Origin of the sequence: Occultella glacieicola, assembly GCF_004353825.1 — a bacterium.
In the GTDB taxonomy this organism is placed as follows: Bacteria; Actinomycetota; Actinomycetes; order Actinomycetales; family Beutenbergiaceae; genus Occultella; species Occultella glacieicola.
In genome coordinates, this window is record NZ_SMNA01000010.1 from 132,291 (window position 1) to 155,996 (window position 23,706).

A 23,706-nucleotide genomic window follows, 5' to 3' on the forward strand; every position below is an offset into this window, starting at 1 on the left:
CCTGGCGCACTTCGTCGCCACCGTCACCGTTCCCTATTCCGCGGCCGTGGTCGGCTGAACGGAGCCCCGGCCGCGCTCGGGCCTGGCGGCCTGGAGGCGCGCCTTCTTCTGACGATTACCGCACGTGTTCATGTCGCACCACCTGCGGGTGCGGCTCTGGCTGGTGTCGAAGAAGGCAGCCCGGCAGGTCGGCGATGTGCAGAGGGCCAGCCGGCCATCCCGTGCACCCGAGAGAATGCCGATCGCGTCGGCGGCGATCACGACCAGGGCATCCTCAACGGACGGTGTCGAGCCGAGTTGCCAGCGCCGATGGCCCTCGGGTGTCAGAACGGCCGCGGCCCGGCCCTGGGTGCTGCAGTCATTGATGATCCGGACGGCGGGCGCGGGGAGTGGCTCTCGGCGCGCGCCCGCGGTGGCGGCGGCGTGGATCGACTCCCTGAGTTCCCGCGCGCGGTCGAGCTGGGCGTGGCTGCAGGACTCCACGGGCAGGCCGCTCACCGCCAGCCAGTCGCGGAGCCGGCTCGGCGTCGGAATGCGCTCCACGGCGACGCCACGTCGCTCGGTCAGGGTTGCCGTGAAGCTCGTCGCCAGCACCTTGCCGAGCCGGAAGTCGGGGAACCGAGCGGACATGGAACCACCTTAGCCGGTTGCGGTCTATGATCGCCCACTGGTAGAACCGTCTTAGCCGGTTCGCAGATTCCACCGGCTCACCGATGGCGAGGAGCAGTTCATGGACCGCCGAACCAGCGACGTCCAACCATTCGAAGCACACGCGAGCGACGCCGATCTCGCCGACCTGCGCGCGCGACTGGCCGCCGCGCGGCTGCCCGAGGCCGAGACCGTGCACGGGGCCGCGCCCGGTCGGCGCCGATGGGACCAGGGAGTACCGCTGGCCGACCTGGTGGACGTCGTGGAGTACTGGCGCACCGGGTACGACTGGCGCTCGTTCGAGACACGCCTCAACCGTCTCGGCCAGTTCCGCACGAGCATCGACGATCTGGGAATCCACTTCCTGCACCGCAGATCCACCCGAGCGGACGCCACTCCACTGCTCCTGACGCACGGATGGCCCGGCAGCATCGCCGAGTTCACCGACGTGATCGACGAACTCGCGGATCCGACGCACGCGGACGCGCCGGCCTTCCACGTCGTCGCCCCGTCGCTGCCGGGATTCGGCTACAGCGACAGGCCGGCAACCACCGGCTGGGGGACCGAGAAGATCGCGGCCGCCTGGGTCGAACTCATGGGACGGCTCGGCTATGACCGGTTCGCCGCCCACGGTGGCGACTGGGGAGGCAACATCACCACGGTCCTCGGCGGCCGGTTCCCGGAGCACGTGCTCGGCATCCACACCACGTTCGCGGAAGCGCCGCCCGGGTTGAGCACCGACGGACTGACTACCCTCGAACGCCAGTGGACCGAGGACACCCGCGACTTCTGGCTCCACCGCGCGGCGTACGCGAAACAGCAGGCGACCCGGCCGCAGACCATCGGCTACTCGCTCGTCGACTCGCCGGTCGGACTGCTCGCCTGGATCCTGGACAAGTTCGCCGAGTGGACGGATACCGAGGACAGCCCGTTCGAGACGATCCCCAGGGACCGGATCCTCGACGATGTCACCCTGTACTGGCTCACGCGCACCGGCGCGTCGGCGGCCCGGATCTACTACGAGAGCCACAACTCGTTGGACCCCGAACTGCGGGTCGACGTCCCGTCCGCGATCACCATGTATCCCCGCGACATCGAGAAGTGCCCGCGCCCCTGGGCGCGGGAACGGTACCGACAGATCGTCCGATGGAGTGCGCCCGACGCCGGTGGACACTTCCCGTCGCTGGAGGTTCCCGAGGACTTCGTCAACGACCTGCAGGGGGGTCTCGCGGCCGTGCTGGCGGCCGGCGGACGCCGGTCATGAGGTCGGCGACGTTCGTTCCTGCCCGCTCAAGCCCCGGGTTCGGCTCGGGAGCCGATCGCGTCTCCTCGATGGTCTGGACGTAGGTGAACTTCGGCCAGAACAGGTCGCCCGGGGCCGGCGATGAATCCGTCGAGGGAGATCGACATGTCGAGGATCGTCCTGGGCATTGAGTGCTCCTTCGCCGTCGCGGGTCGGCTTCCGGACTCCATCCTGAACACGATGGTAGGGCGCGGCCGCGACCCACGCCTGATCCGGTCGTGGCGGCTACCCCGCGATCAAGACCCGGGCGACCACGCACTCATAGGGCGCCATCCTCGGCCCCCGGGCGAGGCCGTGGGAGCCGAGCACCCCGGTCGCGGCCGGCAGGCCCCGGGGGCGCTTGATCGTGCGGTCGGTGAGGTTGACCTCGACGAGCCAGTCGTCGCCGTCGCCCGGGGCCGTGCGCACCCAGCCGAAGTACTCGCGCGAGCGTGGCAGCAGGGCACGGAACCCGCCGTCGGTCAGGGCCGGCTCGGCGCGGCGCAGCCGGATCAGGTCACGGTGGAAGGACAGCACCGAGCCCGGGTCCGCGCCCTGTTCGGCGACGGTGAAGCCGACCGAGTCCTCCCGGCCGACCTGCCACGGCGTGCCGGTGCTGAACCCCGTCGTCGGCCCGGGTTCCCAGCGCATCGGGACCCGGGCGTGATCGCGGGCCCCGGGCCGCACCCGGGCCAGGGCGTCCTCGTGGGCCACTCCGTCGGCGCGCAGTTCGGCCAGCCGGTTCACGGACTCGACATCCTTCAGTTCGGCCGCGGCGGCGAAGTCCTGGTTGATCGCCGCGATCTCCTGGCCCTGGAACAGGAACGGGGTGCCCGGCAGCGTCAGCTGGATCGTCGCCAGGGCCTTGGCCGCGGCGGACCGCAGCACGGGGTCGCGGTCGCGTGTGCCGAGCACCTTGGACAGCATCCGCGGGTTGTCGTGGTTGTCCAGGAACAGGGCGATGGCGTCGTCCGGTCCCAACCTGGCCAGATAGTCCAGGTAGAAGCCCTTGAGGTAGCCGAGGTCGTAGCGGTAGTCGTCCCAGCGGACCTTGCCCGGGCCGTCGAGCACGTCGAAATTGAACACCAGGTCGAGCTCGCGCCGGCGGGCGCCGCTGAGCAGCCGGGACATCTCCACCCCGACGCCGGGGGTCTCACCGACCAGCACGCCGACCGGGTCCGGTGGCTCGGGCACGCCGAGGGTGCCGTCGGCACCCCGCGAACGCACGGTCGACGGCGGTCGCGGGTCCTGGGCGGTGCGCGTGAAGCCCGTAGCGCGCAACTCGCGCAGGTACTCGTGCAGCCGCGGCCCGAAGAAGTAGTGCTCGATGCCGGGGAAACCCATCAGGGCACCGATCGCCTCGTTGCCGTCGGGCAGGCCCGGGCGCTTCGAGATGTAGTTGATGACGTCGAGCCGGAAGCCGTCGATGCCGCGGGCCCGCCACCACCGCACGATCTCGGCGACCTCGGCCCGCACCCGCGGGTTCTCCCAGTTGAGGTCCATCTGTCCCGGCGCGAACAGGTGCAGCGCCCAGCGTTTCGCCTCCGGCAGCCAGCGCCAGGCGCTGCCGCCGAAGAAGGAGGCCCAGTTGTTCGGGGGCGGCCCGCTGCCGTCCTCGCCCGGGACCCCGGGCTGCAGGTGGTAATAGTCGCCGTAGGGACCGTCCGGGTCGGCGACGGCGGCCCGGAACCAGGCGTGCTCGGCGGAGGTGTGGTTGACCACGAGGTCGAGGATGATCCGCATCCCGCGCTCGTGCGCGCCGGCGATGAGGTCGTCGAGGTCGGCCAGGGTGCCCATCTCGGACATGACCGCGCGGTAGTCCCGCACGTCGTAGCCCATGTCCTCGTTCGGGGAGTCGAAGATCGGCGACAGCCACACGCAGTCGACCCCGAGGTCGGCGAGGTGATCGAGGCGCGAGGTGACGCCGCGGAGGTCACCCACGCCGTCGCCGTCGGAGTCCGCGAACGAACGCGGGTAGACCTGGTAGAAGACCGCCCGCCGCCACCAGGGCGGCTGCGCCGCTGGAGTGCCCGACGGCGTGGGGTCGCCTCCGGACGCGGCGTCCGGCTCGTGGTGGTGGTTGTGGTCGGCGAGCACCGTGATCAGCGACGGGGCGAACTCCTCGCCGAGGATGGGCCGGACGAGCCGGGCGACGGTGCTCAGGCGCAGGTTCGCCACGACCGGGTTGCGCACCCAGAGCGACGACCGGCCCAGCTGCAGCAGCACCTTGTCGATGGCGTCCCGCCCGACCGGGTGGCCGTAGATCTCCTTGAGTCGCGTGTTCGCGTCAACGGGGGTCATCGCGGCCTCCGCCCGGTGGTGGCGCCTCGACGCCCAGGGCGAGCGGTGGCCGTGCTCCGGCCTCCCGAGCGTCGAGGTCTCCCACGATCGCCGCGTAGGTGGCCTCGTCGAGTCGGTAACGGCGCCGCAGTACCACCCAGCTGACGACGACGAGCAGGATCGGCAGCCCCATCATGGCGGCCCTGAACGCCGCGGCGCCGCCCGCCGTGACGTCCGCCGCGGTGTCGGCGTCGTTCACGCCGGAGAGGATCAGGGTCAGCCCCACGACGCCGGCCGCGAGCCCGCTGGAGGCCTTGTAGATGAACGGCTGCAGGGAGAACGTGACGGACTCGTTGCGCCGACCCAGCTTCCACTGCCCGTACTCCACGGAGTCGGCGATGAACAGCATCATGAGCAGCTGGATGAAGGCCTGCCCGCTGAACAGCAGCACCCCGGCGATGCCGATCCCCACCATCGTGGCGTCCGCGAGCAGGAACACGACGTAACCGGCCACGCAGAGCCCGCTGGCCAGCAGGTGCACGCCGCGCCGGGACAGCCGGGCGGAGACGAGGGGGAACACGAGCAGCCCGATGATCTGCGTGACGCCGAGGATCGCCGCGAACACCGAGTACATCCCCGCGTCGCCGAAGATGTAGGTGAAGTAGTACAGCCCGAGGCTCGTGGTGACCGTATAGCCGGTCATGAACGCCACCATCGCCACCGTGACCCACAGGAGCTGGTCGTTGCGGGCGATCACCCCGAGCAGCTCCCGGAGCGGGGTGGGCGAGATCGTCGCGACGGCGACCTGTTGGCGGGTGGCGACCAGCGTGATCGTCTGGAACGCGAGCATGATGACGACCACGATCACGGCGAGTACGAACCACGCGCGGTGGGCCGAGCCGAGCGCGTTCTCGAGCGCCTCGGTCACCGGCACCAGCGCCACGACCAGGGAGAACAGGCCCACGTTCGCGCAGACCCGGGCGACGACGCCGATCCGCTCGCGTTCGCGCTGGACCCGGGACAGGGAGGGCAGCATGCCGTAGAAGGAGATGTCGTTGACGGTGTAGGCGACCTCCCAGAGCAGGTAGACGCTCACGAAGACGACGATGAACCACGCCCCCTGGACACCCCAGTCGGAGAACATGAGCACCGTGGCCGCCGCCCAGGCCAGCCCACCGACGGCGATCCACGGCTTGAACTTGCCCCACCGGGACCGGGTGTTGTCCACCACGAACCCCATGACCGGGTCGTTGACGGCGTCGAACAGGCGCATCAGGACGAGCACCACGGTGATCACGCCCAGGGTCTCGTTGGAGACCCCGACCACCTCGGTGAGGTAGACGAGCAGGAAGAGGGTCACCATCGCGGCGACCATGTCCCGCCCGAGGGTGCCCAGGCCGAAGCCCCAGACGTTGCGTCGGTGCAGTGCTTCCGGTGCTTCCGGTGCGCCGTCGCCGCCGGGGGAGTTGTCCACGCGAGAAGTCTGCCAGCCCGCGTTGTCGAAATCGTCGACTCCGCTCCGACCTATGGTCATGACACGCAACCAGGCACCCACCGACCCGACCACCACCGACCTGCTGGGCTGGGTCCAGCACACGATCGAGCACCTCTGCGGATCCACCCAGGGGCTCACCGAGGCCCAGGTACGCACGCCGGTGGCGCCGTCCGGATGGACCGTCGCCGGCCTGCTCGGGCACGTCCACGACTCCACCATCTTCTGGCTCCACCACGTCCTCGGCGGACACCCGATGACGTTCGAGGAGGATCCGTGGGACAACGACCCGGACCTCCCGCTCGTGGCCCTGGTGGACCGTCTGCGGCAGGACACCGCCGCGGCGTGCGCGGCCGTCGAGCACCTCGGCAACGACACCGCGCCGCTTTGGTGGCCGGACGGTGCCTGGGGTGGCTACCGCCAGACCACGGTCCGGGGCGTGCTCCTGCACCTGCTGAACGACAACGCCGCCCACACCGGCCAGCTCGACATGGCCCGGGAGCACCTCGACGGCGGTGTCTGGGATCACGCCGTCGACGGCGTCCGGCTGCCCTCGAGGGGGTGACGCCGCTCGATGGCGATGCGGCCGGGGTGCCCGGGGCGGGTTGTGCATCCCCGCCCCGGCGAGGACGATCTGGATATCCGATCGGAAACACGAGAAGAGGTTCGTCATGGCCCGGCTCAACCCCTACCTCAACTTCACGGACAACGCCCGGGCGGCGCTGGAGTTCTACCACTCGGTGTTCGGTGGCGAACTGAGCATGAACACCTTCGCCGAGTTCGGCCAGGCGGAGGACCCGGCCGATGCGGAAAAGATCATGCACGGCCAGCTCGAGGGCGACGGTGGCCTCCTGCTGATGGCCTCGGACACCCCGGCCGGGATGCCGGTCTCCGGTACCGACGGCAACATCTCGGTGTCGCTCTCCGGCGGACCGGAGGACGACGCGACCCTGCGCCGTCACTGGGACGCGCTCTCCGGGAGCGGTTCGGTCACGGTGCCGCTCGAGGTGGCCCCCTGGGGTGATGCGTTCGGCATGTGCGTCGACGGCTTCGGGATCAACTGGCTCGTCAACATCGCCGGGAACACTCCGGAGCAGTGACGGACAAGGTCGACTTCAAGAAGAGCCTCGACGCCTACCGGGCCAGGCAGGGTGAGTTCCGGATCCTCGACGTGCCCGAACTGCAGTACCTGATGATCGACGGCCACGGCGACCCGAACACCTCCGAGGACTTCACCGCTGCCCTGGAGGCGCTGTACCCGGTGGCCTACAAACTCAAGTTCGCGAGCAGGACCGGCCTCGGCCGCGACTACGTGGTGATGCCGCTGGAGGGTCTGTGGTGGGCCGAGGACATGGAGGCGTTCACGTCCGCGCGGGACAAGTCCCAGTGGGACTGGACGCTCCTGATCATGGTCCCGGACTGGATCGGGCCCGAGCTGTTCACCGCCGCCGTCGAGCAGGCAGGCAGGAAGGGGCCTCCGGCCCGGCTCGCGCAGGTACGGCTGGACTCCCTGGCCGAGGGCCGGTGCGTCCAGACCCTGCACGTGGGCTCCTTCGACGACGAAGCCCCGGTCCTGCGGCGCCTGCACCACGAGTTCATCCCGGACAGCGGTCTGCGCATGAGGGGAACCCACCACGAGATCTACCTGACCGACAGCCGCCGAACGCCGCCGGAGCGGCAGCGCACGATCCTACGTCAGCCGGTCGTGCCGGCCTGAGGCTCAGGTCGAGTCCCGACGGCGCCGCTCCAGTCCGGAGAGCATCAGGTCGATCGAGAACGCGAACTCCTCATCGTCGTCGCAACCGCCCAGGCCGCCCTCGTGCGTGCTCGCCACGGCCAGTTCGGCCAGCCGCGGCAGTTCCCGGGTGAAGAACGCCAGTTGCGCCGCGGCGACCGCGGGTGGCGGCGGCCCGGCCGCGGCGTCGTCGAACAGGTCGTCGCTGAAGCCGAGGACCCGGCTGCCCAAGACGTGCAGCGCGTGGTGGGTCAGGGCCAGGTCGAGGCCGCCGGCCCGCAGGATCTCAAGCAGGGCGTTCAGGTGACGCAGGGTCGCCGGCGTGGGCTCGCGCCGGTCCTTGATCGCGCCGGCGGTCCACGGGTGGGCGAGCATGGTGCGCCGGGCCGAGAGCATCAGGGCGCGCGCGTCCACGACCCAATCGCCCGACGGCGTCGCCACCGGTTCGATGTCGCTCACCACCGCGTCGGTCATCAGCTCGAGCAGCCCGTCCTTGGTGCCGACGTGCCGGTAGAGCGACATCGGGTCGACACCGAGCTCGGTCGCGACACGGCGCATGCTGACGGCCGCCAGCCCGCCCTCGTCCGCGATGGCGATGGCCACGGCGACGACGCCGTCCCGGGTGAGTCCGGCTGGGATGGTCCGGGGCTGCTGCGCGCTCATGGCCGGACAGTCTAGGCCCGTGACGTTGACGCGGCTACACCGTAGGCCTACGCTGTAGGCCTACGCTGTAGGCCTACGGTGTAGATCATGATCGAGAGTCCAGTGAAGGGCGTATGTCATGTCGATCCAGAACCCGGCACCCCCGCTGCCGCCACGATGGTTCATCCGGTCCGCCTGGGCCGGGCACAAACTGCTGTACCGGGTCACCCGCCTCGGCCTGACCCGACCGGTCGACGGACGCAAGGCCGGCATCCTCCGGCTGCGCACCGTCGGCCGCCGCACCGGTGAGCCACGGGCCGTCATGATCTGCTACTTCCTCGACCATCCCGACGGTGCCGACCGCCCCGACCTCGTCACCCTCGCGATGAACGGCTGGGCACCGAGCCACCCTGCGTGGTGGCTGAACCTGCGGGCCAACCCCGAGGTCGAGGTGGACACGGTCGACGGCATCGCGCGTGTGCGGGGTCGCGAGGCCACCGGCGCCGAGAGGGACCGGCTCCTGGCCCGGTTCGACGACCACAGCGGGTGGGGCGAGGTCCGCAGATACGTCGCGGCGCGCCCGCACACGCCCGTCGTCGTCCTCTCGCCGCGCTGAACCACCATCGTCTCAGTCGGACTCGGCCGCCCGGCCCGCGAGGATTCGGTCAGTAGTTCTGGGAGTTGGTTCGCGTAGAGTTCCTCGCGCCCTCGGCCGATGCCGATCCGGCTGAGCTGCCGGCCAGGGACCCGGGCACGGTTCCCAGAGTCCGCGCCAGCGGGTTGAACGACTGCATCGGAACCTCTCAAGCAATTCTCCAAACACGCCAAACTGGGGCGAGGTTAGGTAGTTCAAGGGATCGTTGTGGGCCCAGCATTCCGTCACGCCAGGGCTCGACCCATCGACCGGCGAGAGCTGGCGCGCTTGTGCGGAACTGATCACCCGGCTCCGGCAACGCGAGCGAATTGCTCAGCTCGTCGCGAGCGCCCCGGGTCAAGGCGTGAGCAGGGTGCGGACGCGGTCGGCCCCCACTGCCAGCAGCAGCGTGGGCAGCCGCGGCCCGGTGTCCTTGCCGATCAACAGGTGGTAGAGGAGCTTGAAGAACTGACGCTGCGCGGCACCCAGTGCGGCCGCCGTCTCGGGGTCGGTCCTGCGGTCGGGCTTGAAGTCGGCGGCCCGGCCGGCCTGCACCTTGGGCACGCCGTAGACCTGGTGGGTCAGCCCGTCGAGCGACCACGCGTCGTCGATCGCGGGGAGCTCCGAACCCTTGCCGTCCAACAGGATTCGCAGCCCCTCACGTTGTGCGTCGGTCAGCGCGGCGAGCGCCTCGGCATCGGGAGACGCGCGCACGACCGTCCGGTCCTCGGGCGCCATCTGCGTCTCGACCCACGCGCTCGCGCGGTCGAGGCGCGGGCGCAGCTCGTCGAGGGAGGACACCGGGTCGGTCGGGTCGAGGGACCTCAGGATGCGCAGGGTCTGCTCGTCGTCGCCGGTGGTGATGTCCACGACCGACGCGATCGTGCGATAGGGCAGCGGGTGCGGCGTCATCGGCAGTTCACCGGCGGCCACCGACACCGCGCGAGCGTGCGCCGCGAGGTCGCCGGGCTGCGCCGAGTCGCCGGAAACCTTGCGCACCAACGAGTCCCACTCGTCGTACATGCGCTGGATCTCGGCGTCGAGCGCCACGTCGAACGCCTGGTTGGGACGCTTGCGCGCATAGAGCCAACGCAACAGCGGGGCCTCCATGAACCGCAGCGCCTCGACCGGCGTGGGCACACCACCGCGCGAGGAGGACATCTTGGCCATCCCGCGGATGCCGACGAACGCGTACATCGGGCCGAGCGGGCGCTCCCAGCCGAAGAGCGGCGCGATCTCCTTGCCGACGGCGTAGGACGAGCCGGGGCTCTGGTGGTCGACGCCCGATGGTTCGAAGGTGACCTTTTCGTACGCCCAGCGCATCGGCCAGTCGACCTTCCACACGAGTTTGCCCCGGCGGTGCTCGCGGAGCAGCACGGTCTCGGTGTGACCACAACGGCAGGTGTAGGTCATCTCGGTGGACGCGTCGTCGTAGGAGGTCACCGCCGTGAAGTCGGTGCCGCAGGAGGAGCAGTACGGCTTGTACGGGTAGTAGTCGGAGCCGGCCGAGCCGTCGTCCTCGAACGCGGCGCCGGAGCCCTCGACGGCCGCTGCAGCCGCGGCCACGTCGTCCTCGGAGAGTTTCTTCTGCCGGCCCTTCTGCTTCTCACCGCTCTGCCCGGGAAGCGTGCGGTACTGGGCAAGCACCCTGTCGATCTCCGCGCGCTGCGACATCGCGAACAGCACGTGCTCGACGTAGGCGCCCGAGGTGTACTGCTCGGTCTGGCTGATGCCGCGGTAGGTGATGCCGAGCTGGGCCAGGCCGTCCTCGATCTCCGCGCGGAAGTGCGCGGCCCAGGAGTCGTGCGGTGAGCCCTTCGGCGCGGGCACCGCCGTCAGCGGCTTGCCGATGTGTTGGGCGTACGACTCGTCGACCCCCTCGACGGCGGGCACCTTGCGGTAGCGGTCGAAGTCGTCCCAGCTGATGATGTGCTCGACCTCGACACCGCGACGGCGGATCTCGTCGGCCACGAGGTGCGGCGTCATGACCTCACGCAGGTTGCCCAGGTGCACCGGACCGGACGGCGAGATGCCGGAGGCACAGACGACTGGCGTGCCCAGCTTCTCGGCGGCCTCGATGGCCTCGTCCGCGAGTCGGGATACCCAGTCGTCGTAGTGCGCCTCAGTCACGATCGTGAAGTCTAGGCCGCACGCAGGCGCCGACCAGGCCGTGCTCGTACGCGGCGATGACGAGCTGGGCGCGGTCGCGGGCGTGCAGCTTGGACAGCAGGCTGCCGATGTGCGTCTTGACCGTGCCCATGGAGATCGTGAGGGCCCGGGTGATCTCGGTGTTGGAAAGGCCGCGGCCGACGAGGGTGAGCACCTGCGCCTCCCGGCCGGTGAGCGATGCCGGCGTGCTCGTGGGTGCCGACCGGCTCAGGTAGTTCTCGACGAGCCGGGCCAGGACGGTCGGCGCGAAGAGTGACTCGCCGGCGTGGGTGCGCCTGATCGCGTCGACGAGCCGGGCCGGTTCGGCGTCCTTGAGGAGGAACCCGCTCGCGCCGGCGCCCAGGGCCGCGTGGACGTACTCGTCGAGCTCGAACATGGTCAGCACCAGCACCCGGGTGCGGTCGAGCACGGGGTCGGCGGCGATGCGGCGGGTCGCCTCGATGCCGTCACCGTCGGGCATCCGGAGGTCCATGAGCACGATGTCCGGGCGCAACTCGCGAGTCCGTTCGAGGGCACCGGCGCCGGTGCCTGCCTCGCCGACGACGGTCAGGTCCGGAGCGCCATCGACGATGAGCCGCAGGCTGTGCCGGATCAGCGGCTGGTCGTCGACGACGAGAACCTGTACCGGCCCGGTCACGGTGTGCCTGCCGGCCCGGGGCGCTCGGGCAGCCGGGCGGTCAGCCGGTAGCCGTCGCCGACGCGCTCACCGAGCAGGGTGCCACGGAGGGCGTCGACGCGCTCGCGCAGGCCCGCGATCCCCGCCCCGGCGCCGGCGTGCGGCGCCCACCCGGGAGCCGGGCCGTCGTCGGTGATCGTGGCGAGCACGTCGTCGCCGGCGCGCGCGACCTGAACGCGCACCGCCGTCGGGCCGGCATGCCGGACGGTGTTCGTCAGGCCCTCGCGCACGATCGCGCACACGGTCAGCTGGGTTCCGGCCGAGACCTCGCCGAGGTCGGTGACCTCGAGCACGGCCTCGACCCCGCCGGCCCGGGCCGCGGCCACGATCCGCGGCAGGTCGGCGAGGGCCTCCGCGGGCCGTAGCGGCGCGCCCTCTCCGGGCGTGCGCAACACCGAGAGCATCCGGCGCAGCTCGGTCGTGGCAGCCCGGGCGGTCCGTTCGATGTCCGCCAGCGCGGCGGCCCGTTCGGTCGCCGCGGCCGGACCGGTGACGGTGCGGGCAGCGGCGGCGCGGACGGTGACCAGGCCGAGCCCATGGGAGGCCAGATCGTGCAGGTCGCGGGCGATCCGCAGGCGCTCGGCCTGGGCGGCGCGTTCGGCGGCCCACGCGGTTAGTTCGTCCTCGAAGGCGCGTCGCTCCTGCCGGGCTCGCCACAGGGCCCAGCCCAGCACGGCGGCGGCGAACACGGCGGCACCCAGCAGGACCGCCATCGCGCCGAACGGCGGATCGACGCCGACCGTCGAGAGCACGAGCGCCAGCGCCACGATCAGGCCACCGGCGACCAGCCAGACGCGCGAGCGCAGCACGGGGCGGTCGGTCTTGGGCACCCGGCCGAGTCTAGATTCCCCGTCGCGGTCGCACATCGGACCCGGGTCTGAGGGACCCGGGTGGCACGCCCACCGGCCAGGTTCGGACCCGGGGCCGATGTCGGCCGGGCGCGCTCACGATCGGATGGTCGGCATGCTCCTCATCGATCAGCTCGTCAAACGTCACGGCACCCGGACCGTGCTCGATCACGTCGGCTTCGAGGCCCACCCGGGCCGCGTGACCGCGTTCCTGGGCGCCAACGGTGCCGGGAAGTCCTCCACGCTGCGGATCCTGCTCGGGCTCGACCGGCCCGACGGCGGAACCGCCCTGGTCGGCGGCCGTCCGTACCGGAGCCTGCGCGACCCGCTCCGCACGGTCGGGTCGATGCTCGACGGCTCGGGGGCGCACCGCGCCCGGACGGCGCGCGACCATCTGGCCTGGCTGGCCCGCAGCAACGGCATCGACCGCCGCCGGGTCGGCGAGGTGCTGGACCAGGTCGGGCTCGCGTCCTCCGCCAGGGTCCGGGTCGGCCGGCTCTCGCTGGGCATGGGACAGCGGCTCGGGCTCGCGGCGGCGCTGCTCGGCGAACCGCAGGCGCTCGTCCTCGACGAGCCCGTCAACGGGCTGGACCCGGAGGGCATCCGTTGGATGCGCGGCCTCCTGCGTGACCAGGCCGCCGCGGGAGGGACGGTGCTGCTGTCCAGCCACCTGATGTCCGAGGTCGCCGACGTCGCGGACGACCTCGTGGTCATCGCGGGCGGGCGGATCGTGGCGGCCGGGACCCTCGCCGAGCTCACCGCCGGGTACGACCGGCTCGAGGACGCGTTCTTCGCGCTCACCAGTGGCGACGGGGGAGCGCGCCGATGAGCGTGACCGGCCTGCTCGCGGCGGAACTGCGCAAGACCGTGACGCTGCCGGCAGCCTGGGCGGGCATCGGCGTCGCGGTGCTCGGCTCGATCGCGCTCACGGTGCTCAACGCCGTGACGACCCGGTCCGCGATCGACGCCGGCACGCCGGAGCGGGTGGCGAACACGTCGGCGTTCGAGGCCGCGTTCGCCGCGATGCCGCTCGGCACCGTCGGTGCGGTGGTCCTCGGCGTCGTCATGATCAGCAGCGAGTACGCCGCGAACGCCGCCGACGCCGGCGGTGGACGGCAGATCACGGCCACGCTGACCGCGATGCCACGCCGGATGAGCCTGCTCGCCGCGAAGGTGACGGTGCTCGTCCTGCTCGTGATCGCCGTCGCCGCCGTCACGTTGCCGACCACCGTGGGGATCGCGAACGCGGTCATCGGTGGCGCCGCGACCGAGACGGTGACGCCCGAGCAGGCGCTGCTGCGCGGGCTCGGCGGAGCCCTCTACTGGGCGCTCACCGGACTCATCGCCGCCGCGGTCACCCTGCTGACCCGCAGCGGGCTGATCGCGCCGATCGTGCTGATCGCGAACAACTCGGTGGTGTCGGTCTCCTTGCTGCTGACCAACCTCACCCCGCTGGCGCACTGGTTGCCCGACCTGGCCGGCCGTCGGTTGTTCGCCGGCATGGACACGGTCGACGGCGGGTTGGCCGCCGGCCCCGGTGCGCTCGTCATGGCTGCCTGGACCGTGGTGTTCCTGATCGTGGCCGCGGTGGTCTTCCGGCGCCGGGACGCCTGATGGGCACAAGGGGCCTGGCCGCGGAGCTGGACAAGCTCCGGACGTTGCCGGCGATCGGGTTCGCCATCGTCGGAGCCGTCCTCACCGGCGTCGTGATAGCCGGCGCACTGGTCGCGTCCGCAGCCGCGGCGGGGACGCCGGCCTCCGTCGTCGAAATCGTTCTCGCCGCGGTCCCATTCGTGCAGGTGCCGATCATCGTGCTCGGTGTGTTGCCGGCGGGACAGGAGTACGACGGGCGCCAGATTGCCACGACGCTCGTCGCGATGCCCGACCGTGCGCGCGCGCTGGCGGGCAAGACCATGGCGGCGACCGCCGTCGTTGGCCTCGGTACGGCGCTGAGCGTCGGCGCGGCGCTCACGACCGGCGTGATCGCGGCCGGCGTCGCCGAGGTGACGCTGACGAGCGCAACCGCCCCGTGGCGCCTGGCCGGTGCAGTCGGCTACCTCACCATCATCGGCCTGCTCGCCCACGTCGTCGCCGTGGCGTTGCGGCAGCTGGTGCCAGCGTTGGTCGCGACACTTGCCCTGATCGTGGTCATCTCGCCGTTGTCGGCCGGCCTCACCGAGCATGCACGCTGGCTGCCGGACCGAGCCGCGTCGCAGTTGTACGCCGACACGGACGCGCTGTTGACCACGGCGACCGGGCCGTTGGGGGCGCTCGCCTGGATCGCCGCGATCGGGACGCTCGCGGCCGTCAGGTTCATCCGCCTCGACCCCTGACCCGCCGGACGGGTCAGCGGCGCAACCCCTGGGACGGCCGGCGCGACCGTGGCGATCGGGGCACGCGATGGGGGAGGATCGGCGCATGCGGGTCACTCAGTTGCGCGTCTACCCGGTGAAGTCCCTGGGCGGCCAGGCGGTGACCGACGCCCAGGTCGAACCGTGGGGCCTGGCCGGGGACCGGCGCTGGGGCATCGTCGACGAAGCCGGGAAGAAGGTCACGGCCCGCGAACTGCGCGCCCTGCTCGGGCTGCGCGCCGAGGTGATCGGAGCCGACGCGATCAGGATCCACGCGGACTCCGGGAGCATCGTCGTGCCCACCCCGCGCGGGTTCGCCCCGGTACCGGTCAGCCATGCCCGGCAGGGACTCGCCGTGCCGGCGCGGGACTGCGCCAGCGACTGGGTCAGTGCCCGCGTGGGCCGGCCCGTGCGGCTCGTCTGGCAGGAGGACCCGACGGTGCGCTCGATCGATGAGGAGCACGGCGGGCACCCCGGGGACTCGCTCACGCTGGCGGACGCCGGCCCGCTGCTATTGACGTCCGAGGCCTCGCTCGCGCAACTGCAGGACTGGATCGACGCCGAGGTCGGCGACCCCGACCCGGCCGGTCTCGACCCGAACGACCTGAGCGGTCCGGGTGTCGGCGGACCCGCGCGAGTGGGCGCCCCGCTGAGCATGATCCGGTTCCGCCCGAACCTCGTCATCGACGGCGAGGCGCCGTTCGCGGAAGACGACTGGCCGACCGTGCGGATCGGCGACCTCGAGTTCCGGACCTCCGAGATCTGCGACCGGTGCGTGATGACGACGATCGACCCGGTCACCCTCGCCGGTGGCAAGGAGCCGATCCGCACCCTGGCCCGACACCGCCGCTGGGACCGCAAGACCTGGTTCGGCACCCGACTGGTGCCCCTCGGCGTCGGCGAGCTGCGCGTCGGGGACGCGGTCCTCCCGGGCCGCCGAGCCTGACCACGTTCGTGTGTTGCGCCACTGACCCGTAGGGCGGGTCAGTGGCGCAACGCTGGAACGGTGCCGCGTCGGTGACCCGTGGGGCGGGTCAGTGGCGCAACGTGTCGCACCGGTCCTACGTCTGGTCCGGGTCCACCAGTTTGCCGCTCGTGGACAGTTCCGGGTCGGTGCAGGAGGACAGGTCGAAGCAGCACGGGCGGCGTTTGCCGGATCGGAGCTTGGAGATGCTGACCTCGACCCGGCGCTCGCGGGTCTGCGGATTCCTCGTGGCATTGACCCACCGGACCCACTCCCAGCGCGCCATCGGGGTGATGTCCGCCCAGACGCCGGCAATGTCCGTCGCCTCGCCGAGCGCCGACCCCAGATCGTCGGGGATCTCGGGCTCGGGCCAGTCCTTGGTCGGCTCGATCTCGACATTGACGACGTCGCCGGCCTCGAGACCGTGCCCGGTGTCGATCGCGAGCCAGTGTCCACGCCGGCCATCCGGCTCCACGACGGCGGCAACGGCAGAGCCGTTCAGCCGCACCCGCGCGGCCACCTGGCCACGGGACGGGAGTCGGGCGCTCGCCTCGCCGGGCAGTCGGACGAGTTCGCGGTCGCCGATGGTCTCGACGGGGGCCTCGAAGACGACATTGTGGGAACTGTCCGTGTCGTTGGCGCCGTGCGCCGTCTCCTGCGCTGTCATCGGTCTCACCGCTTCCTCTCGGTCCGCACCTGGAACCCATTCAGGCTACGTCCGGCGCTCGGTCCCGCGCTTCTTCGATCCTGACCGGTCCGCTCGGGGTGTCCTACTCTGGGCGGGATCGCTACGTGCAGTGGCCCGTCGATGGGGGTGCTCGGTGATTCCGACGCAGGCGCAGGCCGACCTGGTCCAGCGCGTCCGCGAACTGCTCGTGGGCGAACCGTCGACCCGCGAGGTGTCGATGTTCGGCGGCCGGGCCTTCATGGTGGCTGAGTCGATGGTGGTGAGCGCGCACCGGTCCGGGGACCTGCTCGTGCGGGTACCGGCCGAGCGACACGACGAGCTGCTCGCCCGGCCCGGGGCCGAGCAGGCCGAGATGGGAACCGGGCGGACGATGGGCCCGGGGTGGGTCACCGTCTCGGCCGCGACCCTCGAGTCCGTGGCGGACCTGTCCGCCTGGCTCGACATCGCGCTGGACCACAACCGGGCCGTGACCGGACGCGACGGCGGAACCGGGGCCTAGCGGGGTCCCGGCGGCACCTGTCCCGACTGAGCGCCGCGGTTACGCGCCATCGCCTTACGGGTCCAGGACGCGGTCAGGCCGACGAGGATCGTGCTCCCGACCACGGTGAGCGCGCCGATGAAGACGGTCGTCGCACCCTGCACCTGTGCGAGGACGAGGACGACCGCGCCGACCACGGCAGCGGCCACCTGGATGCCGGTCACCACGAGCACCAGCCCGCTGCTGGTCGGTCGGGGCCCACCACCGAGCACGATGAGCAGCAGCACCGCGGCCACCGCCGAGACGATGGCGATGGTCGCGGTGACGATGCTGACGAGCTCGTTCGGTTCGGTGGTGGCACCGAACAGGGCATTCAGTCCGAGCATGGCGCCGGCGAAGGCGATCCCGAGGATCGCGAACGCGATCCCGGCCGCGCGGGGTGAGATCACGTCAGACCACGAACTCCGGCCAGCGCGTCACGCTCGCGCCCGTGATCGACAGGCGCATGTTGTTCGCCTGGGTCTGGATCGTGTTGCCCAGGTTCCAGCCGGCGGCGAGGATCGCGGCGACCGCGACCCCGCCGGCCGCGATGATGATGAACACGCCGGCCGGGATGCCGACGATCGTGGCTGACGAGGCCAGGCCGCCGACGATGCCGGCGATCAGCGCGGCGAAGGCCCCGATGATGGCGCCGTAGAACACGAACATCGCGGTCCGTAGGGCGTCCAGTGCGGCGACGACCTTGGTGGCGATCGCCTCACCGATCGCCGCGATCGTGGCGTGTTGCTCGGTGGCCCGGTTCTTGTACTTGGTGGCCGCATCACCCACCCACGAGTCGTCGTCGGTGGCCAGTTGGCCGGCGGTGACGGTCGAGGCGATCGAGCCGGACGGCGTCGCGACCTTGCTGATCCAGTTCTCGCTCTGGGTGGAGACACCGGCCGGGTCGCCGAAGCTCTCGATGATCCGGTTGACGCCGGCCCAGAAGTCGTCCCACATCTGGATGACCTGCTGCCAGGCCCGGTCGATCTGGTCGAGGACCCAGCGCAGGGCGGCGGGGACGAAGGACAGCACGCGGTTCACGGCGTCGACGAACGACTGCCACTTCTGCTGGACCTGCTGGATCAGTCGGATGATCTCGTCGATCAGGTGCATGGGATTGTGCCTTCCTGGTGTGTCTGCAATCGGTCGGGTACGGCGGTCAGCCGTCGAGGGTCCACATCGATCGGTACTTGGCCGCCGCTGCCTCCTCGTTCGCCAGGTAGTCGGCGTGGATGGTCTGCAGCGTCGAGACGGTGGCGTTGAGTTCCTCGGCCCCGGACGAGGCCAGCGCGGCCACGTGGGCCCGGACCTCCTCGTAGGCCTGCGCGGCCGCGAGGTCGTTGCCGGTGAAGGCCAGCTCGCCGAGCGTCATCCCGGCCAGGTCCGTGGACATGGTGGTCATCCCGCTGGCGGCCTCCGCCCACTTGGTGGTGTCCGCGGCGAGGTTCTCCAGGGCGACTTCGAGATCGGTCATGGTGTGACTCCTAGCTGTGGAAGACGTCGGGCTTGAGGATGGCGGCCATGGTCTGCGGGTCCTGTACGCGCGCGGCGAACGCGTTGAGGTCGTCGACGGCGGACAGCGCGGTGGCCGATTCGCTGGCCGCCGCGGCGAGCCCGTTCGTGATGGCCTCGGTCAGGGCCCGGGAGATGTTGAACGCGTGCGAGCGGTCGGCGAAGTCGGGGTCGACGATCACCTGGACCAGGCCACCGGAGCCGTCCACGATGACCTCCACGCCCCGCTGGCGGTCCTGGCCGACCGAGCGGGCCTGGCTGCGGCTCTCGACCGCCGTCACGGCCAGATCGATCGCCTGCTGCAGCGACTCGAGCTGGTCGATGAGGCCGCGGGTGGCCGCCACGCCGTCGATCGAGGACTCGCCGACCAACTCCTCGAGCCGGGAGGCGTACTGCTCGTGCCGCGGAGGCAGCGGGCGGGTGCGCGGCTCCGGCTCCTCGTCCAGGTCCTTGAGCGCGCTGCCCCACTGCTCGGTCCGGCTCAGGCTCGCCGCGACGAACGCCTCCACGACGGCGGTGCCGAGTTCCTCGGCCTCGTACTCATCCGACCACGCCTCCAGGACCGCGACGTCGCGGAACCGGCCCTCGCCGTCGAGCCGGACGGTGACCACCTCGGCCCGGTCCCTGCCTTCGGCCACGTCGAGCCGCCCCTGGGAGGCTTCGATCCGTTGACTCATCCGATCCATGGAATCGCGAATATCCGCGAGTCGTTCCAGGTCCTCGTTGGGCATGCCGTTCAATCCCCTGTTCGATCAGCGACGGGCGTGACGTCCGTGACGATATCGGTGCCGAGCCCCGGGCGGAATGGGTCGACCTCCCCATCGGCCCCGTGGGCTCACGGACCGGATCTACTGGATCGCCGAGCGCCCCGGGATCAGCGCCGTGTACTTCCGACCCCCGCGTTTGGCGGCGAGCACCCGGTCCAGGCGCTGCGCCAGCCTGGAGATGATGATGTTCAGGATCACGTAGATGACGGTGATCACGAGGTAGGTCTGGATCAGGTCCCCGGTGTTGGCGACCAGGACCCGCCCGCTCTGCATCAGCTCGCTGTAGCTGACCACATACCCGAACGCGGTGTCCTTGACCACGATGACCGCCTGCGCCACCAGGGCCGGGATGACCACCCGTAGCGCCTGCGGGAAGATCACCAGCCGGAACGCCTGCGGCCCGGTCATCCCGACGGCGGCCGCGGCCTCGCCCTGCCCCCGCGGCAGCGCGAGCACACCGGCCCGGAACACCTCGGCCAGGGTGGCCGCCGCGCACAGCCCGATCGGGATCACCAGCTTCCAGTAGACGTCCGGGTTGATGCCGTACTGGGGCAGGGCGAACATGAAGATGTAGATGATCAGGAGGACCGGCACGGCCCGGAACGCCTCGATCACCGCCGTCGCCGGCCACCGGAACCAGGCGCTGCGGGACAACCGCCCGACCGCCAGCAGCAGCCCGAGCGGCAGCCCGATCGCGGCCGCACCGAGCGCGGCCAGCCCGGTGTTCGCGAGGGCGCGACCCAGGTAGCGGATCGTGGCCGGCTGCCACAGTTCCCGCCATTTCGACGGCGCCAGCTGGCCGCTGGAGTAGAACTGGTAGTAGGCGAGCGCGAACAGGCCGACGATGCCCACGAGCGAGATCACCGTGACGATCGCGATCCGCCGGCGCGCCCTCGGCCCGGCGGTGTCGAACAACGCGTGCTGCATGCTCATCGCAGCACCCGCAGCCGCGTCTCCAGGCGCGCCCCGAGGGCGGCCGCGCCGAGGGAGATGGCCGCGTACAGCACCGCCGCGACGAGGAACGTGGTGATCCCGAGCGCCTCCCGGTTGTTGATGTAGGAGACCGTGCCGGTCAGGTCCCGCACGCCCACCACGGTGGCCAGCGAGGAACTGAGCAGGATCCCGATGAACAGGGTCACGGTCGGCCCGATCACGGTGCGGGTCGCCTGCGGCAGGATCAGGTCGCGGACGATGCCGCCGAAGGTCAGCCCGATCGAGCGGGCCGCCTCGACCTGCCCGGCGCCGATGGCGTTGATGCCGGTGCGGAAGGTCTCACACGCGAACGCCGTGCCGACCAGGGTCATCGCGATGATCACCCCGGGCACGAAACCGGGGTTGAGGTTGATCTCCGGCAGCCCGTAGACCACCACGATCAGCAGGCTCACCAGCGGCACGTTCCGGAAGATCTCCACGTACACCGCGCCCGCCACCCGCAGCGGCGGGATCGGGCTGATCCGGAACGTGGCCAGGATCAACCCGAGCACTACGGAGGCGACGAACGCGACCGCGGTAAGCACCGCCGTCGTCCCCAGACCACGCGCCAGCGTGCCGAGGTACTCGGTCAGGATGATCTGCACGCCCGTCTCCTCCGGCTCACACGGGGGAGGTCAGGAACCCTCGACGGAACCGATCTCCGGGGGCTCGGGGGCGGTGTCGATGTCGGCGCGGTCACCGATGGTGATCTGCCACAGCTCGGCCCAGGTGCCGTCGTCGATGACCTGCTGCAGCCAGTCGTTGACGAACTCCTGGGCGTCGGAGTCCTTCGGCAGCCCGATGCCGTAGTTGTCACCGGGGCCGAACGGCTCACCGACGATCTGCACGTCGTCGTTGGTGACGACGGCGTTGAGCAGCAGGCTCTGGTCGATCACATAGGCGTCCGCGTTGCCCTGCTGGACGGCGGCCAGCGCCTGGGCGTGGTCCGGCAGCTCCAGGATGGTCGCACCCGGCGCGAACTCCTCGAGCACGGTCACCCCGGTGGAGGCGGCCTGGGTGGCGACGGTGGCGCCGTCGAGGTCGTCCAGGCCCGTGATCTCGGTGTTGTCGCTGCGCACCAGGATGCCGCTCTGGGAGGAGTAGTACGGACCGGCGAACGCGACCCGCTCGGCGCGCTCGGGCGTGATCGAGTAGGTCGCGAAGATGGTGTCCACGGCGCCGGTCTCGAGCAGGTCCTCGCGGGTGTCCACCGTGACCTGCTGCAGGTCGGTGTTCACCTCGCCGAGGATGTACCGGGACAGCAGCTGGGACAGCGCGGCGTCGAACCCGGTGGCCACGCCGGTGGTCGGGTCGAGCAGCGAGAAGAGCTCCGAGGTCTCGGTGCCGCCGACGGTGAGCACCCCGGCCTCGCGCACGGCAGAGGCCCATTCGTTGGCCTCGACGGTGGCGTCGTCGGCGACGATGCCGTTGTCGAGGAGCTGCTGGTAGGCGGACGTGTCGTCGCCGGATCCGCCGTCGGCGCCCTCCTCCTCCGGGCTGCAGGCGACGAGCGCGGCCGCGGCCAGGGAGAGGGCGGCGACCGTGGTGAGGCCGCGCCGGGTGGTCGATGGGATTCTCATGATGCCTCCGGATGGTGGTCGCCCCAGCGATATGCGTAGGAAGGCTACACAGGGGCGCGCCCGCCAGCATTCCACCGGAGCGGGTGCCGGGCGAGCGCCCGTGACCGGCCCGCCCAGCCCGTGAGACGGCGGGCGAGCCGCGGTGAGGGTGCGGAAGTGGTCGCCACTTCGTCACTCTCGGCGGCGGGTGGGTCGCCGGGCGGTAGGTTCGCCTCCATGGACCTGGCACTCTCGGACGTGGTCGCTGCCCTCGAGAAGCGCTACCCGCCGTCGACGGCGGAGGACTGGGACGCCGTCGGGCTGGTGGTCGGCGATCCGGACGCCCGGATCCGCACGGTGCTGTTCGCGATCGACCCGGTCGAGGCCGTGGTGGAGGAGGCGCTCGAGCGCGGCGTGGACCTGCTCGTCACCCACCACCCGCTGTACCTGCGCGGCGTCACGTCGGTGGCCGCGACCGACGCGAAGGGCCGCGTGGTGCACCGGCTGATCCGCGCCGGGATCGCCCTGTACGTCGCCCACACGAACGCCGACATCGCCGCCGGCGGCGTCAACGAGGCCCTCGCCGCGGCCCTCGGCCTGACCGGCGCCCGCCCGCTCGTGCCCGCCCCCGCGCCGGGCCTGGACCTGCTCGTCAGCTACGCGCCCCTCGACGTGGCCGAGGACCTCCGGCGCGCACTCGCGGGCGCCGGAGCCGGGGCGATCGGGGACTACGAGGGCTGCGCCTGGTCGGTGACCGGGACGGGTGAGTTCACGCCCAGACCCGGGGCGAGTCCGGCCGTCGGGCAGGTCGGCGCCCACGAACGTCTCGACGAGACCCGCCTCGAGATGGTGGTGCCCACCGGTGCGCGCGAGCGTGTGCTCGCCGCGCTCCGGGCGGCGCACCCCTACGAGGAGCCGGCGTTCTCGTTCCTGCCCACGCGCACGCCGTCGGGCCCCACCGGCAGCGGCCGGGTCGGCGACCTCGCCGAGGCGACCACGCTCGCGGACTTCGCGCAGACGGTCGCCCGGGCGCTGCCGGCGACGGCGCACGGCGTCCGGGTGGCCGGCGCACCCGGGTCGGTGGTGCGGCGGGTCGCCGTCAGTGGCGGCAGCGGGGACGCCTACCTCGGCGCCGCTGCGGCCGCCGGGGCCGACGTGTACGTGACCGCGGACCTGCGCCACCACCGCGCCGGCGAGGCGCTCGCCGAGCCGGGCGCACCGGCGCTGCTCGACGTGGCGCACTGGGCCAGCGAGTGGCCGTGGCTGCCCGGCGCCGCCGCGGACCTGACCGCCGACACCGGGCTCGCCACGCACGTCAGCACGCGCGTCACCGATCCGTGGACCGACCAAGTCGCGCAGGTCGCGGACACCCATGGGCACTGATGGACGCACGGGCGCGCGGGGTGTTTGATGGCTGCACCTGTCGATGCGGAGAGGTGAGCCGATGACTGAGCGGACCCTGATCGTCCTGCGGCATGCGAAGTCGGCCTGGGACACCGGCGAGCCCGACCACCTGAGGCCGCTGGCCGCGCGCGGGCTGCGCGACGGACTCGCGGTCGGCCGGGTGCTCGCGCGGTACGACCTCGACGTGGTGCTCTGCTCGACCGCGACCCGCGCCCGGATGACGTGGCTGCGCGCCGAGAAGGGCGGCGCCCGGTGCCCGGACGTGCGCCACGACGGAGGTCTCTACGGCGCGGACCCCGACGACGTGATCCGGCTCGTCCGCGGCCTTCCGGACTCCGCGCGGACCGCCCTGCTGATCGGGCACGAGCCGACGCTCGCGGAGTTCGTGCTGGACGTCGCGCAGCCGTCGGAGGTCACCGAGCGGATCGCCGAGAAGTTCCCGACGGCGGGCGTCGCGGTCCTGCGTTTCGGTGGCGGCTGGGAGGAGGTCGCCTCGGGCGACACCTGGGTGGAGACGTTCGAGGTGCCCCGCGGGCACTACGGCACCGACGACGATTAGGCTGGGC

The 23,706-nt window shown here is 71.4% G+C and carries 27 protein-coding genes; 12 read left to right on the top strand and 15 right to left on the bottom strand.

The genetic code is table 11. The annotated features are described in order from the left end of the window. Window positions 1-33 precede the first annotated feature (33 nt). Complete coding sequence (locus EXU48_RS19045) at window positions 34-630, bottom strand: CGNR zinc finger domain-containing protein (protein ID WP_133109274.1); 597 nt, start codon at window positions 628-630, stop codon at window positions 34-36. Between the two features lie 100 nt (window positions 631-730). Here EXU48_RS19045 and EXU48_RS19050 point away from each other — a divergent pair, with 100 nt between their 5' ends. Next, a complete protein-coding gene (locus tag EXU48_RS19050) occupies window positions 731-1,912 on the top strand; it encodes an epoxide hydrolase family protein (protein ID WP_133109275.1) in 1,182 nt (393 codons plus the stop codon). 264 nt (window positions 1,913-2,176) lie between these two features. Here the strand turns inward: EXU48_RS19050 and EXU48_RS19055 are convergent, their stop codons facing one another. Together EXU48_RS19055 and EXU48_RS19060 are read right to left on the bottom strand one after the other, a co-directional pair. After that, window positions 2,177-4,231, bottom strand: coding sequence for an alpha-glucosidase (locus tag EXU48_RS19055; RefSeq protein WP_133109276.1), 2,055 nt, complete (start codon window positions 4,229-4,231; stop codon window positions 2,177-2,179). Further along, entirely contained in the window at window positions 4,218-5,684 is a 1,467-nt protein-coding gene (locus tag EXU48_RS19060; protein ID WP_207947825.1) for a glycoside-pentoside-hexuronide (GPH):cation symporter, read from the bottom strand. Before EXU48_RS19060 ends, EXU48_RS19055 begins: the two co-directional genes overlap by 14 nt. A gap of 58 nt (window positions 5,685-5,742) precedes the next feature. Here EXU48_RS19060 and EXU48_RS19065 point away from each other — a divergent pair, with 58 nt between their 5' ends. The 3 genes from EXU48_RS19065 to EXU48_RS19075 all read left to right on the top strand — a co-directional run bounded on the left by EXU48_RS19065 (window position 5,743) and on the right by EXU48_RS19075 (window position 7,419). Beyond that, window positions 5,743-6,267, top strand: a complete 525-nt coding sequence (locus EXU48_RS19065; RefSeq protein ID WP_165962896.1) for a DinB family protein — start codon at window positions 5,743-5,745, stop codon at window positions 6,265-6,267. Window positions 6,268-6,373: 106 nt separating this feature from the next. After that, window positions 6,374-6,802 (top strand): VOC family protein, encoded by a 429-nt coding sequence (locus tag EXU48_RS19070; RefSeq protein ID WP_133109279.1) that lies wholly within the window; start codon window positions 6,374-6,376, stop codon window positions 6,800-6,802. Further along, a complete protein-coding gene (locus EXU48_RS19075) occupies window positions 6,799-7,419 on the top strand; it encodes a GyrI-like domain-containing protein (RefSeq protein ID WP_133109280.1) in 621 nt (206 codons plus the stop codon). The genes EXU48_RS19070 and EXU48_RS19075 overlap by 4 nt, the downstream gene beginning before the upstream one ends. A 3-nt stretch (window positions 7,420-7,422) precedes the next feature. Here the strand turns inward: EXU48_RS19075 and EXU48_RS19080 are convergent, their stop codons facing one another. Then, window positions 7,423-8,100: a TetR/AcrR family transcriptional regulator gene (locus EXU48_RS19080; RefSeq protein ID WP_133109281.1), complete on the bottom strand. Its 678-nt coding sequence runs from the start codon at window positions 8,098-8,100 to the stop codon at window positions 7,423-7,425. Between the two features lie 118 nt (window positions 8,101-8,218). Here EXU48_RS19080 and EXU48_RS19085 point away from each other — a divergent pair, with 118 nt between their 5' ends. After that, window positions 8,219-8,695 carry a nitroreductase family deazaflavin-dependent oxidoreductase gene (locus tag EXU48_RS19085; RefSeq protein ID WP_133109282.1) on the top strand — a complete coding sequence of 159 codons (477 nt, stop codon included), beginning with the start codon at window positions 8,219-8,221 and terminating at the stop codon, window positions 8,693-8,695. 375 nt (window positions 8,696-9,070) lie between these two features. Here the strand turns inward: EXU48_RS19085 and lysS are convergent, their stop codons facing one another. Genes lysS through EXU48_RS19100 form a run of 3 tightly spaced genes read right to left on the bottom strand, consistent with a single transcriptional unit; the run spans window position 9,071 to window position 12,388 of the window. Further along, window positions 9,071-10,843: a lysine--tRNA ligase gene (gene lysS / locus EXU48_RS19090; RefSeq protein WP_133109283.1), complete on the bottom strand. Its 1,773-nt coding sequence runs from the start codon at window positions 10,841-10,843 to the stop codon at window positions 9,071-9,073. After that, window positions 10,836-11,519 (bottom strand): response regulator, encoded by a 684-nt coding sequence (locus tag EXU48_RS19095; RefSeq protein ID WP_133109284.1) that lies wholly within the window; start codon window positions 11,517-11,519, stop codon window positions 10,836-10,838. Before EXU48_RS19095 ends, lysS begins: the two co-directional genes overlap by 8 nt. Next, window positions 11,516-12,388, bottom strand: coding sequence for a sensor histidine kinase (locus EXU48_RS19100; RefSeq protein ID WP_207947826.1), 873 nt, complete (start codon window positions 12,386-12,388; stop codon window positions 11,516-11,518). Before EXU48_RS19100 ends, EXU48_RS19095 begins: the two co-directional genes overlap by 4 nt. 133 nt (window positions 12,389-12,521) lie before the next feature. Between EXU48_RS19100 and EXU48_RS19105 the strand changes: the two genes are divergently transcribed. The 4 genes from EXU48_RS19105 (at window position 12,522) to EXU48_RS19120 (ending at window position 15,703) form a co-directional block, all read left to right on the top strand. Further along, the gene (locus EXU48_RS19105) at window positions 12,522-13,235 is read left to right on the top strand and encodes an ABC transporter ATP-binding protein (protein ID WP_133109286.1); all 714 of its coding nucleotides are present in this window, start codon (window positions 12,522-12,524) and stop codon (window positions 13,233-13,235) included. After that, window positions 13,232-14,020: an ABC transporter permease gene (locus EXU48_RS19110; RefSeq protein WP_133109287.1), complete on the top strand. Its 789-nt coding sequence runs from the start codon at window positions 13,232-13,234 to the stop codon at window positions 14,018-14,020. The genes EXU48_RS19105 and EXU48_RS19110 overlap by 4 nt, the downstream gene beginning before the upstream one ends. After that, window positions 14,020-14,739, top strand: coding sequence for an ABC transporter permease (locus EXU48_RS19115; protein ID WP_133109288.1), 720 nt, complete (start codon window positions 14,020-14,022; stop codon window positions 14,737-14,739). The genes EXU48_RS19110 and EXU48_RS19115 overlap by 1 nt, the downstream gene beginning before the upstream one ends. Before the next feature lie 85 nt (window positions 14,740-14,824). Next, the gene (locus EXU48_RS19120) at window positions 14,825-15,703 is read left to right on the top strand and encodes an MOSC domain-containing protein (protein WP_133109289.1); all 879 of its coding nucleotides are present in this window, start codon (window positions 14,825-14,827) and stop codon (window positions 15,701-15,703) included. Between the two features lie 115 nt (window positions 15,704-15,818). Here EXU48_RS19120 and EXU48_RS19125 read toward each other — a convergent pair whose 3' ends face one another. Next, the gene (locus EXU48_RS19125; protein WP_133109290.1) at window positions 15,819-16,388 is read right to left on the bottom strand and encodes a YdeI/OmpD-associated family protein; all 570 of its coding nucleotides are present in this window, start codon (window positions 16,386-16,388) and stop codon (window positions 15,819-15,821) included. A 154-nt stretch (window positions 16,389-16,542) separates the two neighbouring features. Between EXU48_RS19125 and EXU48_RS25180 the strand changes: the two genes are divergently transcribed. Beyond that, a complete protein-coding gene (locus EXU48_RS25180; RefSeq protein ID WP_235857141.1) occupies window positions 16,543-16,908 on the top strand; it encodes a TfoX/Sxy family protein in 366 nt (121 codons plus the stop codon). Here EXU48_RS25180 and EXU48_RS19135 read toward each other — a convergent pair. The 7 genes from EXU48_RS19135 to EXU48_RS19165 all read right to left on the bottom strand — a co-directional run bounded on the left by EXU48_RS19135 (window position 16,905) and on the right by EXU48_RS19165 (window position 21,757). Continuing rightward, window positions 16,905-17,336 carry a hypothetical protein gene (locus tag EXU48_RS19135; protein ID WP_133109292.1) on the bottom strand — a complete coding sequence of 144 codons (432 nt, stop codon included), beginning with the start codon at window positions 17,334-17,336 and terminating at the stop codon, window positions 16,905-16,907. The genes EXU48_RS25180 and EXU48_RS19135 overlap by 4 nt on opposite strands. A gap of 1 nt (window position 17,337) precedes the next feature. Next, a complete protein-coding gene (locus EXU48_RS19140; RefSeq protein WP_133109293.1) occupies window positions 17,338-18,039 on the bottom strand; it encodes a hypothetical protein in 702 nt (233 codons plus the stop codon). A 46-nt stretch (window positions 18,040-18,085) separates the two neighbouring features. Beyond that, the gene (locus tag EXU48_RS19145) at window positions 18,086-18,400 is read right to left on the bottom strand and encodes a hypothetical protein (protein ID WP_133109294.1); all 315 of its coding nucleotides are present in this window, start codon (window positions 18,398-18,400) and stop codon (window positions 18,086-18,088) included. 10 nt (window positions 18,401-18,410) lie between these two features. Next, complete coding sequence (locus EXU48_RS19150; RefSeq protein ID WP_133109295.1) at window positions 18,411-19,115, bottom strand: hypothetical protein; 705 nt, start codon at window positions 19,113-19,115, stop codon at window positions 18,411-18,413. A 171-nt stretch (window positions 19,116-19,286) separates the two neighbouring features. Further along, window positions 19,287-20,138, bottom strand: a complete 852-nt coding sequence (locus EXU48_RS19155) for an amino acid ABC transporter permease (protein WP_133109296.1) — start codon at window positions 20,136-20,138, stop codon at window positions 19,287-19,289. After that, window positions 20,135-20,782 carry an amino acid ABC transporter permease gene (locus EXU48_RS19160; protein WP_133109297.1) on the bottom strand — a complete coding sequence of 216 codons (648 nt, stop codon included), beginning with the start codon at window positions 20,780-20,782 and terminating at the stop codon, window positions 20,135-20,137. Before EXU48_RS19160 ends, EXU48_RS19155 begins: the two co-directional genes overlap by 4 nt. Window positions 20,783-20,812: 30 nt before the next feature. After that, window positions 20,813-21,757 (bottom strand): glutamate ABC transporter substrate-binding protein, encoded by a 945-nt coding sequence (locus EXU48_RS19165; RefSeq protein ID WP_133109298.1) that lies wholly within the window; start codon window positions 21,755-21,757, stop codon window positions 20,813-20,815. A 216-nt stretch (window positions 21,758-21,973) separates the two neighbouring features. Here EXU48_RS19165 and EXU48_RS19170 point away from each other — a divergent pair, with 216 nt between their 5' ends. Together EXU48_RS19170 and EXU48_RS19175 are read left to right on the top strand one after the other, a co-directional pair. Next, window positions 21,974-23,119 carry a Nif3-like dinuclear metal center hexameric protein gene (locus EXU48_RS19170; protein ID WP_133109299.1) on the top strand — a complete coding sequence of 382 codons (1,146 nt, stop codon included), beginning with the start codon at window positions 21,974-21,976 and terminating at the stop codon, window positions 23,117-23,119. A gap of 61 nt (window positions 23,120-23,180) precedes the next feature. Continuing rightward, window positions 23,181-23,699, top strand: coding sequence for a SixA phosphatase family protein (locus tag EXU48_RS19175; protein WP_207947827.1), 519 nt, complete (start codon window positions 23,181-23,183; stop codon window positions 23,697-23,699). Window positions 23,700-23,706 lie beyond the last annotated feature (7 nt).

Coding starts and splice junctions, on each gene's coding strand:
- EXU48_RS19155 (WP_133109296.1), bottom strand. CDS start 20,138: ATGAGCATGCAGCACGCGTTGTTCGACACCGCCGGGCCGAGGGCGCGC.
- EXU48_RS19050 (WP_133109275.1), top strand. CDS start 731: ATGGACCGCCGAACCAGCGACGTCCAACCATTCGAAGCACACGCGAGC.
- EXU48_RS19170 (WP_133109299.1), top strand. CDS start 21,974: ATGGACCTGGCACTCTCGGACGTGGTCGCTGCCCTCGAGAAGCGCTAC.
- EXU48_RS19150 (WP_133109295.1), bottom strand. CDS start 19,115: ATGAGTCAACGGATCGAAGCCTCCCAGGGGCGGCTCGACGTGGCCGAA.
- EXU48_RS19165 (WP_133109298.1), bottom strand. CDS start 21,757: ATGAGAATCCCATCGACCACCCGGCGCGGCCTCACCACGGTCGCCGCC.
- EXU48_RS19065 (WP_165962896.1), top strand. CDS start 5,743: ATGACACGCAACCAGGCACCCACCGACCCGACCACCACCGACCTGCTG.
- EXU48_RS19070 (WP_133109279.1), top strand. CDS start 6,374: ATGGCCCGGCTCAACCCCTACCTCAACTTCACGGACAACGCCCGGGCG.
- EXU48_RS19125 (WP_133109290.1), bottom strand. CDS start 16,388: ATGACAGCGCAGGAGACGGCGCACGGCGCCAACGACACGGACAGTTCC.
- EXU48_RS19175 (WP_207947827.1), top strand. CDS start 23,181: ATGACTGAGCGGACCCTGATCGTCCTGCGGCATGCGAAGTCGGCCTGG.
- EXU48_RS19045 (WP_133109274.1), bottom strand. CDS start 630: ATGTCCGCTCGGTTCCCCGACTTCCGGCTCGGCAAGGTGCTGGCGACG.
- EXU48_RS19145 (WP_133109294.1), bottom strand. CDS start 18,400: ATGACCGATCTCGAAGTCGCCCTGGAGAACCTCGCCGCGGACACCACC.
- EXU48_RS19085 (WP_133109282.1), top strand. CDS start 8,219: ATGTCGATCCAGAACCCGGCACCCCCGCTGCCGCCACGATGGTTCATC.
- EXU48_RS19055 (WP_133109276.1), bottom strand. CDS start 4,231: ATGACCCCCGTTGACGCGAACACGCGACTCAAGGAGATCTACGGCCAC.
- EXU48_RS19080 (WP_133109281.1), bottom strand. CDS start 8,100: ATGAGCGCGCAGCAGCCCCGGACCATCCCAGCCGGACTCACCCGGGAC.
- EXU48_RS19110 (WP_133109287.1), top strand. CDS start 13,232: ATGAGCGTGACCGGCCTGCTCGCGGCGGAACTGCGCAAGACCGTGACG.
- EXU48_RS19140 (WP_133109293.1), bottom strand. CDS start 18,039: ATGCACCTGATCGACGAGATCATCCGACTGATCCAGCAGGTCCAGCAG.
- EXU48_RS19105 (WP_133109286.1), top strand. CDS start 12,522: ATGCTCCTCATCGATCAGCTCGTCAAACGTCACGGCACCCGGACCGTG.
- EXU48_RS19120 (WP_133109289.1), top strand. CDS start 14,825: ATGCGGGTCACTCAGTTGCGCGTCTACCCGGTGAAGTCCCTGGGCGGC.
- EXU48_RS19115 (WP_133109288.1), top strand. CDS start 14,020: ATGGGCACAAGGGGCCTGGCCGCGGAGCTGGACAAGCTCCGGACGTTG.